The sequence below is a fragment of the Nocardiopsis halophila DSM 44494 genome, assembly GCF_000341245.1.
Classification (GTDB): domain Bacteria; phylum Actinomycetota; class Actinomycetes; order Streptosporangiales; family Streptosporangiaceae; genus Nocardiopsis_A; species Nocardiopsis_A halophila.
Genome location: NZ_ANAD01000257.1, coordinates 33,994 through 51,594, shown reverse-complemented (window position 1 = coordinate 51,594; position 17,601 = coordinate 33,994). Strand labels below are relative to the sequence as shown.

Annotated in this window: 15 protein-coding genes; 5 read left to right on the top strand and 10 right to left on the bottom strand. The window is 73.0% G+C overall.

Going from position 1 to position 17,601, the window contains the following annotated elements:
* Positions 1-507: 507 nt before the first annotated feature.
* The 4 genes from D450_RS0127625 to D450_RS0127610 form a co-directional block, all read right to left on the bottom strand.
* The gene (locus tag D450_RS0127625; protein WP_017541867.1) at positions 508-1,308 is read right to left on the bottom strand and encodes a succinate dehydrogenase/fumarate reductase iron-sulfur subunit; all 801 of its coding nucleotides are present in this window, start codon (positions 1,306-1,308) and stop codon (positions 508-510) included.
* Positions 1,305-3,269, bottom strand: a complete 1,965-nt coding sequence (locus D450_RS0127620; protein ID WP_017541866.1) for a fumarate reductase/succinate dehydrogenase flavoprotein subunit — start codon at positions 3,267-3,269, stop codon at positions 1,305-1,307. The genes D450_RS0127625 and D450_RS0127620 overlap by 4 nt, the downstream gene beginning before the upstream one ends.
* Positions 3,270-3,331: 62 nt before the next feature.
* Positions 3,332-4,150 (bottom strand): hypothetical protein, encoded by an 819-nt coding sequence (locus D450_RS0127615; protein ID WP_017541865.1) that lies wholly within the window; start codon positions 4,148-4,150, stop codon positions 3,332-3,334.
* Between the two features lie 353 nt (positions 4,151-4,503).
* Positions 4,504-5,445: a LysR family transcriptional regulator gene (locus D450_RS0127610; protein WP_017541864.1), complete on the bottom strand. Its 942-nt coding sequence runs from the start codon at positions 5,443-5,445 to the stop codon at positions 4,504-4,506.
* Between the two features lie 80 nt (positions 5,446-5,525).
* On the opposite strand from D450_RS0127610, the gene D450_RS0127605 reads away from it, so the two are divergent.
* The 3 genes from D450_RS0127605 to D450_RS0127595 are packed head-to-tail and all read left to right on the top strand — an operon-like array spanning position 5,526 to position 8,914.
* The gene (locus D450_RS0127605; RefSeq protein WP_017541863.1) at positions 5,526-6,227 is read left to right on the top strand and encodes a succinate dehydrogenase cytochrome b subunit; all 702 of its coding nucleotides are present in this window, start codon (positions 5,526-5,528) and stop codon (positions 6,225-6,227) included.
* Positions 6,228-8,168, top strand: a complete 1,941-nt coding sequence (locus tag D450_RS0127600) for a fumarate reductase/succinate dehydrogenase flavoprotein subunit (protein WP_017541862.1) — start codon at positions 6,228-6,230, stop codon at positions 8,166-8,168. It abuts the gene before it with no gap.
* The gene (locus D450_RS0127595; RefSeq protein WP_017541861.1) at positions 8,165-8,914 is read left to right on the top strand and encodes a succinate dehydrogenase/fumarate reductase iron-sulfur subunit; all 750 of its coding nucleotides are present in this window, start codon (positions 8,165-8,167) and stop codon (positions 8,912-8,914) included. Before D450_RS0127600 ends, D450_RS0127595 begins: the two co-directional genes overlap by 4 nt.
* Positions 8,915-9,021: 107 nt before the next feature.
* On the opposite strand, the gene D450_RS0127590 is transcribed toward D450_RS0127595, so the two are convergent.
* Positions 9,022-9,651 (bottom strand): GNAT family N-acetyltransferase, encoded by a 630-nt coding sequence (locus D450_RS0127590; RefSeq protein WP_017541860.1) that lies wholly within the window; start codon positions 9,649-9,651, stop codon positions 9,022-9,024.
* A 157-nt stretch (positions 9,652-9,808) separates the two neighbouring features.
* A complete protein-coding gene (locus D450_RS0127585) occupies positions 9,809-10,579 on the bottom strand; it encodes a GNAT family N-acetyltransferase (RefSeq protein ID WP_017541859.1) in 771 nt (256 codons plus the stop codon).
* Positions 10,580-10,755: 176 nt separating this feature from the next.
* On the opposite strand from D450_RS0127585, the gene D450_RS0127580 reads away from it, so the two are divergent.
* Positions 10,756-11,241 (top strand): nitroreductase/quinone reductase family protein, encoded by a 486-nt coding sequence (locus D450_RS0127580; protein WP_017541858.1) that lies wholly within the window; start codon positions 10,756-10,758, stop codon positions 11,239-11,241.
* A gap of 65 nt (positions 11,242-11,306) precedes the next feature.
* On the opposite strand, the gene D450_RS0127575 is transcribed toward D450_RS0127580, so the two are convergent.
* Together D450_RS0127575 and D450_RS0127570 are read right to left on the bottom strand one after the other, a co-directional pair.
* Positions 11,307-11,984: a TrmH family RNA methyltransferase gene (locus D450_RS0127575; protein WP_017541857.1), complete on the bottom strand. Its 678-nt coding sequence runs from the start codon at positions 11,982-11,984 to the stop codon at positions 11,307-11,309.
* 57 nt (positions 11,985-12,041) lie between these two features.
* Positions 12,042-12,434, bottom strand: coding sequence for a hypothetical protein (locus tag D450_RS0127570; protein ID WP_017541856.1), 393 nt, complete (start codon positions 12,432-12,434; stop codon positions 12,042-12,044).
* A gap of 211 nt (positions 12,435-12,645) precedes the next feature.
* Between D450_RS0127570 and D450_RS0127565 the strand changes: the two genes are divergently transcribed.
* Positions 12,646-14,928 (top strand): hypothetical protein, encoded by a 2,283-nt coding sequence (locus D450_RS0127565; protein ID WP_017541855.1) that lies wholly within the window; start codon positions 12,646-12,648, stop codon positions 14,926-14,928.
* Between the two features lie 334 nt (positions 14,929-15,262).
* Here the strand turns inward: D450_RS0127565 and D450_RS0127560 are convergent, their stop codons facing one another.
* The gene (locus D450_RS0127560) at positions 15,263-16,945 is read right to left on the bottom strand and encodes a hypothetical protein (protein WP_017541854.1); all 1,683 of its coding nucleotides are present in this window, start codon (positions 16,943-16,945) and stop codon (positions 15,263-15,265) included.
* Positions 16,946-16,955: 10 nt separating this feature from the next.
* Complete coding sequence (locus D450_RS0127555) at positions 16,956-17,384, bottom strand: DUF3054 domain-containing protein (RefSeq protein ID WP_017541853.1); 429 nt, start codon at positions 17,382-17,384, stop codon at positions 16,956-16,958.
* Positions 17,385-17,601 lie beyond the last annotated feature (217 nt).

The following is a 17,601-nucleotide window of genomic DNA, read 5'->3' as shown; positions in this document are numbered from 1 at the left end:
CCAGCCGTCCCGTCGCCGCTAGCTCCCCGGACCACCGACCACCCGGCGCCCGACCGGCAACACTGGGGAACCACCGCGCCTTGTCGTTGCTCCCCTCTCCTTGCACCGTAGGGCCTCGCCGCCCGGCAAGCAGGCTGGAGCGGGGCACCTGCTGACCGTCGTTGCTGCTCATGGCCGGTACCGTTGGGGCGCCGCCGCCCGGCCGCGGCGAGTGAGCGGGGCACCAGCCGTCCCGTCGTCGCCGCCATCGCCCCGGGCCGCGAGAGGCCCGGCGGCCGACAGCCGAACCCGGGGAACCGCCCCGCTTCCTCGTCGCCGCCCTCTTCCTGGCACTCCGGCGACCCGCCGCCCGGCGAGCAGCCGACGAGCGGGGGCCTGCCGCTCCGTCGCCGCTCTTTCCGGTGGCCGGCCGCATGTCGTGTCCCGCTGAAGAGCCGGTCCCGCCGGGGCGGATGGGGCCCACCGTGGTGCATGGTCAGGGGCCCGAAGGGCCCCTGACCAGGGGCGCTATTCCTGCCCGTCGCCGGGGCGGGTGTTCGGGACGCGGGGGGTGTCGGCCCCCTTGCGCAGGCCGATGGTCGAGCCCAGCCACACCAGGGGGTCGTACTTGCGGTCGGCCACGCGCTCCTTCAGCGGGATCAGCGCGTTGTCGGTGATCTTGATGTGCTCCGGGCAGACGTCGGTGCAGCACTTGGTGATGTTGCAGTAGCCCAGCCCGAACTCGTCCTGCGCCGCCTTGCGGCGGTCGGCCGTGTCCTCCGGGTGCATCTGCAGCTCGGCGATGCGCATCAGGTAGCGCGGCCCGGAGAAGGCCTCCTTGTTCTCCTCGTGGTCGCGGACCACGTGGCACACGTTCTGGCACAGGAAGCACTCGATGCACTTGCGGAACTCCTGCGGCCGGTCCACGTCCTCCTGCCGCATCCGGAAGCTCCCCGGCTCGGCCCCCTCGGGCGGGGTGAACGAAGGGATCTCCCGCGCCTTCTGGTAGTTGAAGGACACGTCGCACACCAGGTCCCGGATCACCGGGAAGGTCCGCATCGGCGTCACGGTGATCGTCTCGTCGTCGGCGAAGGTGCTCATCCGCGCCATGCACGACAGCCGCGGGCGCCCGTTGATCTCCATCGAGCACGACCCGCACTTGCCGGCCTTGCAGTTCCACCGCACGGCCAGGTCCGGGGTCTGCGTGGCCTGGAGGCGGTGCAGCACGTCCAGCACCACCTCGCCCTCGTTCACCTCGACCTCGTAGGACGCGAGCTCCCCGTCGTCCCCGCCGCCGCGCCACACGCGGAACGTCCGCTTGGCGGTCATCGGTCCTCCTTCTCAGAGCTGTGCTCAGGCCTCTGCTCCGGTTGCTCAGGGCTGTGCTCGGACGCCCCGGTGTCCGGGGCCGGAAGCTCCTCCTCGGTCAGGTACTTGGCCAGCTCGTCCCGGTCGAAGAGCGCCATCAGGTCCGGGCGCAGCGGGTCGACCGGGCGGCTGCGCAGCCGGATCCCGCCGCTCGCGGTCATCGACGCCACCAGGTTGACCTTGCGCCACTGCGGCGACATCGCGGGGAAGTCGTCGCGGGTGTGCCCGCCGCGCGACTCCTCGCGCTCCAGCGCCGCGCGCGCCACCGCCTCGGAGACCAGCAGCATGTTGGGCAGGTCCAGGGCCAGGTGCCACCCCGGGTTGTAGGTCCGCCCGCCCTCGGCGCGCACTGCGGCGGCCCGGTCGGCCAGCTTGGCCAGCGACTCCAGCGCCTGCTCCATCTCCGGGCCCCGCCGGATGATCCCGACCAGGTCGTTCATCGTCTGCTGGACCTCCTGGTGCAGGGCGTAGGGGCTCTCCCCACTCTCCCGCTCCAGCGGCGCCGTCTGGCGGGCCAGCGCCTCGGCGACCGCCTCGCCCGCGGGCGCGGGGCGGTCGCCGAGGCCGTCCAGGTACTCGGCGGCGCCGAGCCCGGCCCGCCGCCCGAACACCAGCAGGTCCGACAGGGAGTTGCCGCCCAGCCGGTTGGAGCCGTGCATGCCCCCGGCCACCTCGCCTGCGGCGAACAGCCCCGGCACCACCGAGGCCCCGGTATCGGCGTCCACCTCCACCCCGCCCATGACGTAGTGGCAGGTGGGGCCGACCTCCATGGGCTCGGCGGTGATGTCGACGTCGGCCAGCTCCTTGAACTGGTGGTGCATGGACGGCAGCCGCCGCATGATCTCCTCGGAGGGCATCCGGCTGGCGATGTCCAGGAACACCCCGCCGTGCGGCGAGCCGCGGCCCGCCTTGACCTCGGCGTTGATCGCCCGGGCCACCTCGTCGCGGGGCAGCAGCTCGGGCGGGCGCCGGTGGTTGCGGGGGTCGGTGTACCAGCCGTCGGCCTCCTCCTCGGACTGGGCGTACTGGGCGGCGAAGACCTCCGGGATGTAGCCGAACATGAACCGCTCGCCCTCGGAGTTGCGCAGCACACCGCCGTCCCCGCGCACCGACTCGGTGACGAGGATGCCCCGCACCGACGGCGGCCAGACCATGCCGGTGGGGTGGAACTGCACGAACTCCATGTTGAGCAGCCCCGCCCCGGCGCGCAGCGCCAGCGCGTGCCCGTCGCCGGTGTACTCCCAGGAGTTGGAGGTGGTCTTGAACGACTTGCCGATCCCGCCGGTGGCCAGCACCACCGCCGGCGCCGCGAACAGCATCGGGGCCCCGGCGGCGCGGTCGTAGGCCAGCGCGCCGGAGACCGTGCCCTCGTCGGTCTTCACCAGCTCGGTGACGGTGGTCTCGGCGAACACCCGGAGCATCGCGTCGGGGTCGCCGTGCTCGGCGGCGTCGGCCTGCTGCAGCTGCACCACCCGCTGCTGCAGGGTGCGGATCAGCTCCAGGCCGGTGCGGTCGCCCACGTGCGCCAGGCGCGGGTACTCGTGGCCGCCGAAGTTGCGCTGGCTGATCCGCCCGTCGCCGGTGCGGTCGAACAGCGCCCCCCACATCTCCAGCTCCAGGATGCGGTCGGGCGCCTCCTGGGCGTGCAGCTCGGCCATCCGGGGGTCGTTGAGGAACTTGCCGCCGCGCATGGTGTCTCGGAAGTGCACCTGCCAGGAGTCGGCGCCGTTGACGTTGCCGAGCGCGGCCGCGGCGCCCCCTTCGGCCATGACCGTGTGGGCCTTGCCGAACAGGGACTTGGAGATGATCGCGGTCCTCTTGCCGCGCTCGCGCGCCTCGATGGCGGCGCGCAGTCCGGCCCCGCCGGCGCCGATCACCACCACGTCGTAGTCGTGCCGGGTCAACTCGCTCAGATCGGGCATGCGACTGCCCTCCTCACCGGGGTCGGGTTCGCAGGGGAGCGGCTCGCGGGTGCGGGCGGCGCTCAATTGACGATCCTCAGGTCGGTGAGGACACCGCTCGCCAGCAGGGCCACGTACAGGTCGGTCAGCACGAGCGTTCCGAGGGTGATCCAGGCGAACTCCATGTGCCGGGTGTTGAGCTTGGAGACCGCGGTCCACATCCGGTACCGCACGGGGCGGGACCCGAAGCTGCGCAGCCGGCCGCCCACCACGTGGCGGCAGGAGTGGCAGCTGAGGGTGTAGCACCACAGCAGCACGACGTTGGTGAACAGCACGATGTTGCCCACGCCGATGCCGAACCCGCCGTCGGCCCCGTGGAAGAGCGCGACGGTGGCGTCGTAGGTGTTGATGAGCGAGATGAGGAGCGCGGCATAGAAGAAGTAGCGGTGCAGGTTCTGCCCGATGAGGGGGAACCGCGTCTCACCGGTGTACCTGCCGTGCGGTTCGCGGACCGCGCACGCGGTGGGCGATTGCCAGAACGACCGGTAATAGGCCTTCCTGTAGTAGTAGCAGGTGAAGCGGAACAGCAGGAGCAGCGGGAGGCTGATGACCGCGAACGGGAGGAACCACGGGAAGTCCCACGGGAGCCTCCCGAACACCGCCGCGTCGGGCGCGCACTGGCCCGCGACGCAGGGCGAATAGAACGGGGTCAGGTAGTGGTACTCCTGCACCCAGTAGTGGTCCTGCTGAAGGGCCCGCGCCAGGCCGTAGACCAGAAAGGTGGTCAGCCCCAGCACGGTCAGGACCGGGCCCGACCACCAGCGGTCGGTGCGCAGCGTCCGTTCGCTGATCCGCGCGCGTTCGAGGCCGGGCTGTTCCGGCGGGGGAAGAGTCGATGTCATGGCCGCACATCTCCCTAAGGATCGGTGGAGCCACGCTAGGACGACGCGATCACGAATTCAGCAAGAAATCACAGCGCAATGGATGTGAAAAACCCCACTCCCGGAGTGGGGGGCGTGCGGTTTATTGATAAAGGGTGTATTGCGGTTTATCCGAGTATTTGCGAGTTTTGTCGCCGCGTGGGGCGCATGTTCCCTGTGTGGCGGCCGGACGCGTGATCGTATAAGTCCAGCCTTCATTGTGGGAATTTATCGCAGCACTGGGAAAAGGGGGCGGAAGGCGCTCGGGGAGGGGGCGGGTGTTCGGGTGGGCCCGTCCGGGCGCGGCCGTCCAGGGGCTGCTCGGGGCGCCGCGGTCAGACCGGCGCGGCCGAGACCACCTCGAGGTCCTCGCCGAGCTCGTCGCGGGTCAGGTGCGACAGGTAGGCCGTCAGGTGCCGACGGAAGGCCTTGGCGCTGTTGGAGGGTTCGACGTCCTTGCGGTGGGCCAGGGCGATGGTGCGCAGCAGCCGCGGCCGGGCCAGCGGCGTGCCCCGCAGCCCGGGGCGGTTCTTGAGCACCATGCTCGGCACCACCGCCAGCCCCAGGCCCGCCTCGACGAACCGCAGCACCGCGTCCATCTCCCCGCCCTCGACCGCCAGGCGCGGCTCGAACCCGGCCTCGCGGCACGCCGTCAGCGTCGCCTCCCGCAGGTCGTAGCCGCGCCGGAACATCACCAGCGGCCGGTCCCGCAGCTCGGCGATGCGCATGCCGGGCCGCGTGGTGGGCGGCGGGTCGCAGGCCGCGCTGACCACCACCAGGTTCTCCCGCAGGATGGGGGTGGTGACGAAGGCGGGGTCGCTGCTCTGCAGCGGCAGGATGATCAGCGCCATGTCCAGCTCGCCCTTGCCGAGCGCGCGGATCAGGTCGCGCGAGCCGCTCTCCTCCACCCCCAGCTCGATGCCGGGGAAGCGGGAGTGGAACCCGGCCAGCGCGTCGGCGACCAGGCCGCCGCAGAGCGAGGGGGTGGCGCCCAGGCGCACCCGCCCCTTGCGCATCCCGGCCAGCTCGGCCACCTCCCGGCGGGCGGTCTCCATGTCCGCGACGATGCGCTGGGCCAGCGGAAGCAGCGCCTCACCGGCCGGGGTGAGTGTGATATTTCCCCGGGCGCGGCTGAACAGGGGCGCGCCGAGGTCGTTCTCCAGGGTGCGGATCTGCTTGCTCAGACTGGGCTGGGCGACCTGGCAGAGCTCGGCTGCGCGGGTGAAATGCCGCGTCTCGGCGACCGCCAAGAAGTACGCGAGCTGCTGAAACTGCATGCCCTATAGCCTACGGCTATCGACACCAGGGCCGTCATGACTTAGACGACTTTCTTTATCAAGTCTTAAAGTGACAGGTCGTGGCGAACAGTACCCTGACCAAGCAGCGCTCGGAGGCGCGGCGGTCGACGGTGGCCCTCAAGTCCGCGATGGCGGTCACCGGTCTGATCCTCGTGCTCTTCCTGATCGCGCACATGTACGGCAACCTCAACGTCTTCGCCGGGCAGGAGACGTTCGACGAATACTCGCACCACCTGCGCGTGCTCGGCGAGCCGATGCTCCCCTACGGGGGCTTCCTGTGGATCATGCGGATCGTGCTCCTCGCGGCGGTCCTGATCCACATCGCGTCGGCCGTCGCGCTCACCATGCGCGCCAACAAGGCGCGCCCGGTGCGCTACCAGGCCAGGAAGCCGGTGCAGCAGACCTACGCCTCGCGCACCATGCGGTGGGGCGGTGTCATCATCGCCCTGTACGTGGTCTTCCACATCCTCCACCTGACCACGAACACCATCGCTCCGGGCGGGGCCTCGGACAGCCCCTACGAGCGGCTGGTGCGCGGCTTCCAGCCGGAGAACTTCTGGGTCACCGCGATCTACGTCCTCGCGGTGCTCCTGGTCGGCCTGCACCTGCGCCACGGCATCTGGAGCGCCGCGGCCACCCTCGGGCTCAACCGCGAGGGGCGCCGCCGCACCATCAACACCGTCGCGATCATCGTCGCGGCCGTCATCACGGTGGGCTTCCTGCTGCCCCCGTTCTCCGTTCTCTTCGGGCTGGTGGGATAAATGACCGAGCTCTACACCGAGGGCGCCCCGATCGCCGACGAGAAGGCGCCCGCAGGCCCCATCAACGAGCGCTGGGACAAGCGCCGCTTCTCCGCGCGCCTGGTCAACCCGGCCAACCGCCGCAAGCTGTCGGTCATCATCGTGGGCACCGGCCTGGCCGGCGCCTCGGCCGCGGCGACCATGGGCGAGGCCGGCTACCACGTCAAGTCGTTCTGCTACCAGGACAGCCCCCGCCGCGCGCACAGCATCGCGGCCCAGGGCGGCATCAACGCGGCCAAGAACTACCGCAACGACGGCGACAGCATCCACCGGCTGTTCTACGACACCGTCAAGGGCGGCGACTTCCGCTCGCGCGAGTCCAACGTCTACCGCCTCTCCCAGGTCAGCGTCGAGATCATCGACCAGTGCGTGGCCCAGGGCGTGCCGTTCGCCCGCGAGTACGGCGGCCTGCTGGACAACCGCTCCTTCGGCGGCGTCCAGGTCTCGCGCACCTTCTACGCCCGCGGCCAGACCGGCCAGCAGCTGCTCATCGGCGCCTACCAGGCCCTGGAGCGCCAGGTCGCGGCGGGCACGGTGGAGATGAACACCCGCCACGAGATGCTGGAGCTGATCGTGGTCGACGGCCGCGCCCGCGGCATCGTCGCCCGGGACATGGTCACCGGCGAGATCGAGACGCACTTCGCCGACGCGGTGGTGCTGGCCAGCGGCGGCTACGGCAACGTCTTCTTCCTCTCCACCAACGCCATGGGCTGCAACGTCACGGCCTCCTGGCGCGCGCACCGCAAGGGCGCCCACTTCGCCAACCCGTGCTACACGCAGATCCACCCGACCTGCATCCCGGTCAGCGGCGAGTACCAGTCCAAGCTCACCCTGATGAGCGAGTCGCTGCGCAACGACGGCCGCATCTGGGTGCCCAAGGAGACCGGGGACCAGCGCGACCCGCGGGAGATCCCCGAGGACGAGCGCGACTACTACCTGGAGCGCATCTACCCCTCCTTCGGCAACCTGGTGCCCCGCGACATCGCCTCGCGCGCGGCCAAGAACGTCTGCGACGAGGGCCGCGGCGTGGGCCCCGGCGGCCTGGGCGTCTACCTGGACTTCGCCGACGCCATCAAGCGCATGGGGCGCCCGGCGGTCGAGGCCAAGTACGGCAACCTGTTCGACATGTACCAGCGCATCACGGGCGAGAACCCCTACGAGGTCCCGATGCGCATCTACCCGGCGGTCCACTACACGATGGGCGGCCTGTGGGTCGACTACGACCTGCAGTCCTCCATCCCGGGCCTGTTCGTCACCGGTGAGGCCAACTTCTCCGACCACGGCGCCAACCGCCTGGGCGCGAGCGCGCTGATGCAGGGCCTGGCCGACGGGTACTTCGTGCTGCCGAACACGATCAACGACTACCTCGCCGACGGGCCCTTCGACGCGCTCGACGAGACCACGCCCGAGGCCAAGGAGGCGGCGGACTCGGTGCGGGCGCGCATCGACAAGCTGCTCTCCATCGACGGCGAGCGGACGGTGGACTCCATCCACAAGGAACTCGGCCACATCATGTGGGAGTACTGCGGCATGGAGCGCAGCGAGGAGGGCCTGCGCAAGGCCATCGACCGCATCCGCGAGCTGCGCGAGGAGTTCTGGACCAACGTCAAGGTCCTGGGCTCCAACGACGAGCTCAACCAGGCCCTGGAGAAGGCCGGCCGCGTCGCCGACTTCCTGGAGCTCGGTGAGCTCATGTGCATCGACGCGCTGCACCGCCGCGAGTCCTGCGGCGGGCACTTCCGCGCCGAGAGCCAGACCGAGGACGGCGAGGCGCTCCGCCACGACGACGAGTTCGCCTACGTCGCGGCCTGGGAGTTCACCGGGACCGGTGAACCGCCGGTGCTGCACAAGGAAGCACTGGAGTACGAGTACGTCGAGATGAAGCAGCGGAGCTACAAGTGAACATCACCCTGCGCGTTTGGCGCCAGAAGGGCCGGGACGACGAGGGCCGGATGGTCACCTACAAGGTCGAGGACGTCAACCCCGACATGTCCTTCCTTGAGATGCTCGACGTCCTCAACGAGAAGCTCACCCTGTCGGGCGAGGACCCGGTGGCCTTCGACCACGACTGCCGCGAGGGCATCTGCGGCGCCTGCGGCGTGGTCATCAACGGCGTGGCCCACGGCCCGGAGAACACCACCACCTGCCAGCTGCACATGCGCAGCTTCAAGGACGGCGACGAGATCACCATCGAGCCGTGGCGGGCCAAGGCGTTCCCGGTCGTCAAGGACCTGGTCGTGGACCGCGGGTCGTTCGACCGCGTGATCCAGGCCGGCGGCTACATCAGCGCGCCGACCGGGACCGCGCCCGACGCCCACGCGACCCCGGTGCCCAAGGCCGACGCCGACCGGGCGTTCGACGCGGCCACCTGCATCGGCTGCGGCGCCTGCGTGGCGGCCTGCCCGAACGCCTCGGGCATGCTCTTCACGGCCGCCAAGATCACCCACCTGGGCAGCATGCCCCAGGGCCAGCCCGAGCGGGAGGCGCGGGTGATCAACATGATCAACCAGCACGACGCCGAGGACTTCGGCGGCTGCACCAACATCGGCGAGTGTGCGGCGGTCTGCCCCAAGGGCATCCCGCTGGACACGATCTCCCAGCTCAACCGCGACCTGCTGGGCGCTCTGGCCAGCAGCAAGCCGGAGTAGCAGGCGGAGGAGCACGCCGGATCGGCGCGCACGGCCCTGTGCGACGGGCGGGGCCGTCCCCTCGGGGGCGGCCCCGCCGCCGTGTCCGGGCCCCTCGGCCGGGGCCCTCAGTCGCCGGGTTCGCGGATCATGCTCTGGAAGGACGGGCGGCCCGCCTCCTCGACCTCGCCGCACACCTTGAAGCCGAACCGTTCGTAGAAGGCGCAGACCGCCGGGTCGGTGGTCTCCAGGTAGACCGGTGCGCGGTCGATGTCGGCCCGCACCAGCCCCGAGCGCAGCAGCGCCGACCCGATGCCCGTGCCCTGGGCGACCGGGTCGACCGCCAGGGACTGCAGGTACCAGTACGGCCGCTCGGGCGCCGCCTTCTGCAGGTCGGACATGAACGCCGCCAGCTCCGGGAACCGGGAGAGCGGGATCAGCCCCAGCGTGTGCGGGAGCGTGCGCAGCATCGCGGCCCCGCCGGGCAGGGAGACGTCCGGGGGCGCCCACACCGCCGCGCCGCGCACCACGGGGCGCGGGTCGGCCGACACGGCCACCGTCACGGCTCCGGCCGGCACGAAGGCGAACCCGGCCTGGGCGGCCCACCACCGGGCCGACCTGGCCATCCGGGTGTGCGGGTCGGGGAAGAGCCACGTGAACAGCGGGTCGTCGAAGAAGGCCCGGCTCAGCACGCGCGCCACGCCCGGCACGTCGTCCTCGGTGGCGGTTCTGAGGGTGTAGTCCGGCTTTTCGCTCATGGGTTCCGCCTTGCTCCCTGGGATGGAATCGGCTCGTGGGACGCGTCGGACCGTGCGGGCGCGGGATCGCACCAGAATAGGTGCCCCGCCCTCCTGTCGGCCGGTCCTCACAGAGAGTGGCCGGATGCGGCCGGGGCCCTTCCCCCCCCGGCCGGTCCTACTCGCCCGTCGCGCCGCTGCGGGGGACGGGCACGCGCATCGGATCCGGTCCGGTCTCGGGTTCACGGACCATCCCGTACAGGGGCGGAACGCCCGGCACATCGATCTCCCCGGTCGCCTCGAACCCGAAGCGCTCATAGAAGGGGAGATTCTCCTTCTTGGAGGACTCCAGGAACACGGGCACGGCGTCGGCATCGGCGCGGGCCAGCCCCGAACGCAGGAGCGCCGACCCGGCGCCGGTCCCCTGTGCGGCCGGATCGGCGGCGAGTTCGGCGAGGTACCAGTGGGGCCGCGTGGGGCCGTGCGCCGCGATCCGCCGGTAGGCGGCGAGGATCTCCGCGGTGCGCCGGAGCCCGAAGAGCGCCGCGAAGTGCGGGGCCCCGCGCAGCAGGGCGAGCGGGGAGGTGCCCCGCGACCCCGGGCCGCGCCAGGTCGCGGCCCCCACGACCCTGCCGTCGGCGACGGCGACCTCGGCCAGGCCCTGCGGGACGTAGTCGAACCCGCTCTCCAGGGCGAACAGACGCGCCGACCGCTCCAGCCGGTCCGCGGGGTCGGGGAAGAGCCAGGTGGTGTAGGGGTCGTCGGAGAAGGCGCGCGCGATGGTGCGGGTGACCGCGGAGACGTCCTCCTTCACCGCGGGCCGCACCCGGACCTGCGGCTCGGCGGTCTTCCGGGACGCCCCCTTCTGAGCGCCCTTCTTCTTCGCCCCCTCGGCCTTCGAGCCCCGGCGCTTCTGCGGTGTCGGGCGTGCCCTGTCGTCCGTGCCCATGACGTCCCCCCGGTCGTGCGGTTGCGGATGCCCTGGAAGCTACCAGCGCGAACGCGCTCAGGCCCCTGGCCACGCGGGGTGTCGGCGGGCGGGGCGCAGGGGGCCGGGAGCCGATCCGATGGCGCGGCGCGCCGGGTTAGGGTCCGCACACGACCCGAACCCACGAGGGGGTTGCCATGACGGACGAGACGGACCGCCGGGACCAGCTCAGGAAGAGGTTCTGGACCTCCATGAACGGGGTCGTGGGCGCCGTGCTGCGCTCCCGCGCCCACCCGGTGCTCAGCGGCCTGTTCATGCTCCTCACCTACGAGGGGCACAAGAGCGGCCGCACCTACACCATTCCCGTCGCCTACTACCTCCGGGAGGGCGGCGAGGTGTGGGCGCTGAGCGAGCAGGGCGGGTGGACGCGGAACATGCGCGGCGGCCACGAGGCTACCCTGCTCATCCGCGGCCGCGAGTTCCGCGTCTCGGGCACCGCCGTGGAGGAGGCCAAGGAGGTCGCCGACATGATGAGCGAGCTGCTGCAGGAGCGCGGGCCGCGCGCCCTGCGCGGGCACGGGCTGCGCCTGCCCACGGACCGGCAGCCCACGCACGACGAGATCATGCACGCGGCCGAGGGCGCCTGCATGGTGCGCTTCCGCGTCCTGCACGAGACGACCTGAGGGCCCGGGCCCCGGGCCGCTGAGGCCCCGGCGGCCCCGGCGGCCCCGGCAGGGCGGCCGACCGGTCAGGCGGAGGGCGTTCGTCCCTCCGCCGGCTGGTCGAACACGTGCGCGCGCACCCAGGCGTGCATGGCGATCGCGGCCGCGGCCCCCGCGTTGATCGAGCGTGTGGAGCCGAACTGGGAGATCGACAGCACCGCCGAGCACACCTTGCGCACCGCCGCCGACAGGCCGGGCCCCTCCTGGCCGAACACCAGGACGCACGCGCGCGGCAGCGGATGGGTCTCCAGCGGGACGGCTCCGGGCAGGTTGTCGACCCCCACCAGCGGCAGCCCGCGCTCCTCGGCCCAGGCGGTCAGCGCCTCGGGGCCGGGGTGGTGGTGGACGTGCTGGTAGCGGTCGGTGACCATGGCCCCGCGCCGGTTCCACCGCCGGCGGCCCACGATGTGCACCGCCTCGGCGGCGAAGGCGTTGGCGGTGCGCACCACCGAGCCGATGTTGAGGTCGTGCTCCCAGTTCTCCACGGCCACGTGGAAGGGGTGGCGGCGGGTGTCCAGGTCGGCGACGATCGCCTCGCGGGTCCAGTACCGGTAGCGGTCGACGACGTTGCGGCGGTCGCCCTCGGCCAGCAGCTCGGGGTCGTACCGGCCGTCCCGGGGCCAGGGGCCCTCCCAGGGGCCGACGCCCACCGCGGGGCCGCCGTCGTGCCCGGTGCCGCCGCCGGTCAGGCCATGATCGTCCACGCGCCCCAGCTTAAGGGGGCGCGCGGGGCGCGCGGTCCCGGCGGCGGAGGCGGGGCCTCAGCCGCGGGAGCGGCCGATGTTCACGCCGCCCTCGATGGTCCCCGCCTGGACGAGGGTGCCCGAGACGGTCCCCGAGGCGTTGTTGTTGACGACGGTGTCGCCGTCCTGCTCGGTGAAGTGCGGGGCGACCTGGACGACGAGTCCGCGGACCGTCTCGTCCTGCTCGGCGGCGTCGCGGATGTGCCCGGCGAGCCGGCCGACGAGCACCTCGTCCTCGCCGTCGCCGTCGCGGGCCTCGTCCAGGGCCTCCCGTTCGGGGGTGCCCTCGGCGAAGCGCCTGCGCAGGGCCTTGCGCAGGGCCGTGACGGAGTCCTTGGCGCCCTGGGTGAGCATCTCGGTGGCCTTTCCGGCGACCGCCGCGGCCATGGCCAGCATCACCTCGTCGCCCATGGGGGCTTCCTCCACTCGTCGGCAGCGGGGTAAGGGGGCGCCGTCGGCCCCGGCTCAACCCTCTCACCCTCGCACAGGGGAGAGGAGCCAGGGACGCGAACGGACTGTCCGTATCCGGTCACCGGCGGCAGGGGGCACGGGGGCGCCAGGGGACCGTGCGTAGGATCGGGCCCGACCCCCTACCCCCCGGACCGCTGAGGAGCTCAGGCCGGTGTCGGCAACCGACAACACGTCGCACGGCAACCAGGGCGGCGCGCACGTACAGGCGGGCCGTATCGACACGGTGGTCGTTCAAGGCACGCTGGAAGAGGCCGCGCGGCCGGTCGAACCCCAATGGGACGTCTCCCGGGTGCTGCGCGGCAGATTCGTCAACCACGACGAGGGGCTGGCCTACACGGGACGCGTCTACCGGGAGACGGCGCTGCAAGGGCGCCCCGGGAACCTGTTCGTGGTCGCCCCCAGGGGAGCGGGAAAGTCGGCGTTCAGCGTCGAGGCGGCGTACCACCTCCGCTCCCTCTACACAGGCTCCGTGTCCGGTTCCGCACCCGGTCGGGAAACCGAGGCCGGAGGGGAGCGCACGCGCGGCGTCTGGGGACTGTACGTCGACCTCGACGAGCGGCGCGCGGCGGCCGGCGGCGACGCCGAGGAGCACGCCCACCTCGCCGACGCCCTCGCCTCGCTCCTCGGGGACCTGGGGGTGCCCGCCGAGAGGATGCCCGCAGGCCTCGCCGAACGCTCGGAGGAGTTCCGCAAGGCCACCGGGCGCGAGCCCTGCATCGTGATCGTCGAAGGGATCGCCTCCGCCTCTGAGGCCGGCCTCTTCACCGTCGGCACGGGGAGCATGGTGATCCTCACCGGCCGCACGGAGCTTCCGGGGCTGCGGCGCCGCGGCGTGCCGGTACTGCGCCTCCCCGCACTGCGCACCGAGCATGCGCTGGCCCTGCTCTGCGGCTTCGACGGCCCCGAAGAGCACCTCAAGCGGCTCGTCGAGGCCGACCCCGACGGCGCGCAGGCGCTGGTGGACCGCTGCGGCGGCCTCCCGCAGGCGCTCCAGATCGCGGGCGCCCATCTGGCCATGCGGCCTGAGGAGACCCCCGCATCGGTGGTCGAGCGCCTGGACGCCGCCGGGGCCGGCCTGCCCGGGGAGGTGGACCGGCTCGTCGAGCCCGAGGACGGGGACCCGCGCCTGGACGAGGTGATCGCGCTCGGCTTCGGCGACCTCCGCTCGGAGGCGGCCCGGCAGCTCTACACGGCCCTGGGGGAGGTTCCCGGGCGCCGCGTGCACGAAGGGCTGGCCGCCGCGCTTCTGGGGTCGCGCCCGCAGGCGCGCGAGGCGCTCGGAGAGCTGGTCCGGGCCTGCCTCATGGCCGCCGAAGGCGGCGGCCGGTACCGCTGGGAGCCCCTGATCCGCCACGACGCGCACGGGCGGGCCCAGGCGCGGCCCGACGCGGAGCGCCGCCGGGCCGCCGAACGCGCCGTCGACTGGTTCACCACGGCCCTGGCCCGGGCGGACCGCGAGATGGGCGGCGGGCGCAGCAGGGCGACCCGGGAGCACGGGGACCGGGCCGCGGCCCGGGAGGCCCAGGTGCCCTTCGGAGGCGAGAAGGCCGGCGCCGAGGCGCAGGAATGGGTCGCCGAGGCCGTGGACGCGGTCCCGGCCCTGATGGCCGTCGCCGTGGAGACCGGACGGGACCGGGACGCACTGGTGATGGCCGAGTCGTGCTGGTACGTCGTCCATGAGCACCGGCGCGGATCGGTCGGGGCGGAGATCTTCCGCTACGCGGGCGAGATCGCCCGCCTGGGGCAGGACCCCGTCGCCGTCCACAGGATGGACAACTACCTGGCCCGGGTGCTCGTTGAGGGCGGCGAGGCCGACCAGGCGGCCGCGGTGCTCCACGAGGCGCTGGAGCCGCCTGAGGCGTCCGGGGAAGAGCGGCCCGCGCCCCGAGAGCGCGCCGTCCTGCTGGAGACGCGCGCTCTGGCGCACGCTGAGCGCGGGGAGTACGGCGCGGCGGAGGCCGACTTCCAGGAACGGCGACGCATCGATATCGAACGCGGCAACCGGCGGGCCCAGGTGATCGACGGTTACCAGATCGGCGGCCTGCGCCTGCGCGTCGGCGACCTCACCGAGGCAAGGCGGGAACTGGAGGCCGCCAGGGCCGCCGTCGCAGAGGAGCTGGGCGGGGACGGCCGCAGCAACGACTGGCGCACGCTCGCCGCCAAGATCGAGGTCCGCTTGGGAGAGGTCTATCTCCGCGCTGATGAGCCGGAGGCCGCAAGCCGGACGGGGAATGCGGCGCTCGAACTGTTCGCAGAGGAGGGCGAGGAAGGGCGCGCGGTGTGGAGCGCTGACGCCCTCGCCCTGATGGCGCGAGCCGAGGCGCGCCTGGGCGGTACCGACAAGGCCCGCGCATACGCGACGGCGGCGGCGCGGCTCTACCGGAGGCACCACCAGACCGAGAGTGCACGAGGGCTGGCCGACCTGATCGGCTGACCCGGAGTCGTCCGACTCCCGTCGAGGAGGCCCGGGCCGTCAGGATGCGCAGGGGCGAACACCTGAGGAGAGGGACCGGGGACGCGGATCCGCCCACCGGGGCAGGCCCATGCTCCCGGCCTTCTCCGACCCGCATACCCGACTCGGGCCACTGCCGATCCGGCGTACGTCGTCCGGGCGAGAGCCGGCCCCGAGCCGGCGACCGGTGGCGGAACAGTGGACGTGTCCCCGGGGGAAGAGGGGCCACCTGTTCGGGCAGGGGACGTGGCGACTCAACCACACGCCTCCGAGGCCTCCTCACCGCGCCTCCGGTGAGGGCGCCGATCACCCGAGATCAGTCGGGGGGGGGTACGCTCAACCGCGTCTCCTCCAGGAGACCCCTGACGACCGCTCCCTTCTCCCGCCATTCGGTGAGGGAGCGGCCCCGGTGGAGCCACGCGGTCGCGGCCGCCGCGACCGCGACGGCGTCCGGGCCGGACCCCGTCCCCTGAGCGGCCACACGGGTCCACGGCGCCCCCGCCTCCGCCAGCAGGAACTCGCCCCCGCGCAGCGCGGCCACCGCGACCGCGGCACCCGGCCGGCGCTCCAGCGCCGTGCGGGCCCACGCCACCGCCTCGGCCTCGCCGACCGGGTGCGGCCGCACCAGTCCTTCGGCGCCCGCGGCCCGCGCCGGCGAGGGGTCCTCCACGCTCACCAGCAGCGCCCCGGACTCCGGCCCGCACAGCGCCGCCGGCCGCAGGCGCGGGCGCAGCACCGGCGCCCCCAGGTCGCTTCCGCCCTCCTCGGCCCCCACTCGCCAGGCCGTGGTCTCGGCGGTGTGCACGAGCGGGTCGGGCAGCGGCGGGGGTTCGACCGGCCCCTCCGGGGGGTCCAGCCCCAGCAGTGCGTAGCACTGGGCCCGCAGCCGCTCCGCCGCTTGGCCGACGCGGTCGATCAGCAGGCCGCGGGTCCGGGGCCGGGGCGCGTCCACGACCTCCTCGATCCGGCGCAGCGGGTCCTCGTCCGGGGCCAGGACCGGGCAGGCGGCGCCGAAGGCGTGCAGCGGGGAGGCCGGGTCCAGCTCGTCCCGCCCGAAGGCGGCCAGCAGCACCGGCCGCCCGAGCGCGGCCGCGTAGTAGGTGGTGCTGCCGTGGTCGCCCACCACGGCGTCGGCGGCGATGAGCGCCGCCCGCCACCCCTCGTGCGGGTCCACCAGCGCCAGCCCGGCGGCCCGCTCCCGCCGCAGCAGCAGTTCGAGGCCCTTGCGCCGGCCGTGCCGGTGCCAGACGTTGGGGTGCACGACCAGGGCGGTGCGGTACTCCTCGCACGGGAGCCGGCGCAGCACCCGGCGGATCCCCTCGCGCACCGAACCGACCAGCGAGTCGCGGTTCCAGGTGGAGGAGAGCACCACCAGCCGCCCGCCCTCGGGGACGCCGAGCGCCCGGCGGAAGCGGTCGCGGCGGCCCTCGTTGTCCCGCATCCGGTCGAACGAGGGGTCGCCCACCACCTCGGTGCGGATGCGCTCTAGCGGGCCCCTCAGCCTCCCCCGCTGCTCCGGATGGGACAGGGCGAGCACGGTCGGGACCGGAACGCCGGCGTGCAGGAGCTGCTCCGGTGCCAGGCCCGAGGCCGTCCGCAGGGGGCCGTCGGCCTCCTGCACCAAGCGGTTGTGCCCGGCGCCGTGCGGCATCAGCAGCAGGGGCGGTCCGCTGGGCGCGGCCGTCCCGCCCGCCGTGGACAGCCGGTGCAGCCCCTCTTTCGGCGAGGCGGCCATGGCGAGCGCGAACTCCTCGCGGCGCGCCACCGCCTCCTCCCAGGACAGGACCTGCTCCACCCCGGCGGCGGCGAGGACGGCACGGATCCCGTCCTCAGAGACCGATCCGGGGTTCAGGGCGAACTCGACGGCGATGCGGTCGTCGTCGCCGAAGACCTCGACGGCGTCGAGGAGGCGCCCGGCCGCGGGCACGCTGCGCACGACGACCAGGACCTTGCGCTCGGGAGGGGGAAAGGTCCCACTGGCTTCGCGGGGGAGGGGCATCGCTCGGACGCTAGGAGGCCGGAGCCTCCTCGCCGTTCCCGCCGGACCGCCCGTCGGCACGGTCGGCTCCCTTGCCGCGGCCCATGGTGAAGGGGCGGGCGAGTTCGCGCCAGCCCACCATCGAGGCCCCCAGGAAGACGGTGGTGACGATCGCGAACGACAGCGGGGCGCCGTCCTGCGTCAGGAAGGCCCGCAGGGCGAGGCCGAGGGGCACGGTCACGACCCACACGAGCACACCGGTCCACACCGCGCGCATGGGCGAGCGCCAGGCGCGCGCCACGAGCCACCCGGCGGCCAGTCCGGCGGCGAAGGGCCAGGCGGTCCCGAGGAACCCGGCGATACCGGCGGCCTCATCGTGCGAGGCGCGTCCGACGGCGACGAAGGCGCCGACGCAGAGCAGGTCCAGGACGGCGGCGACGGCGATGGGGACGAAGCGCATGCTTCCAGGCTATGGCCGGTCCGGCAGTCCCCCATACGGGGGCGGCCCCGGGGAGGACCCCGGGGCCGTGTGGGACGCGTGCCGCATGGCAGTGCCGTATGACGGTGCTGCATGAAGGAGGGCCGACCGGCGAGGGGGGATGGGGACCTGCGCCGGCCGGCCCGGGTGCCGCGGGGGCCGCGGCGTGGACGGGGTGGGGTCAGGGCCCCGTTCGGGG